This window comes from Microbacterium sp. H6 (genome assembly GCF_003314775.1).
In the GTDB taxonomy this organism is placed as follows: Bacteria; Actinomycetota; Actinomycetes; order Actinomycetales; family Microbacteriaceae; genus Microbacterium; species Microbacterium oxydans.
Genome location: NZ_QOAY01000306.1, coordinates 16,997 through 17,304, shown reverse-complemented (window position 1 = coordinate 17,304; position 308 = coordinate 16,997). Strand labels below are relative to the sequence as shown.

Genomic DNA, 308 nt, shown 5'->3' with positions numbered 1-308 from the left:
GACGTCGAGCAGACTGCGCCCTCGCGGTGCGCCGAGGCCGAGCTGCATCGCCGGGAAGGTCCCTGCGCAGAGCGCGGCGTACGATGCGGAATACGCCGCGCCGACGCCGGCCCAGTCCTTCATCGGGAGCCGGAGCGGGCGAGCGGGGACAGCGCCACGATCGCGATGACCAGGACGAAGGCCGCCACGCCGAGTCCCGCGTACTGGAAGTTCGCCAGCACCACGCCCGCCAGCACCGATCCCGCCGCCGCGGACAAGCTCATCAGGGAATCGCTGCGCCCTTGCCTCCGTGTGCGGAGCTCGGGTGC

The 308-nt window shown here is 72.4% G+C and carries 1 pseudogene; it reads right to left on the bottom strand.

Annotated features, from left to right (window positions below):
- Positions 1-119: 119 nt before the first annotated feature.
- A pseudogene (locus DSP71_RS24415) lies at positions 120-308 on the bottom strand (MFS transporter); the annotation flags it as partial.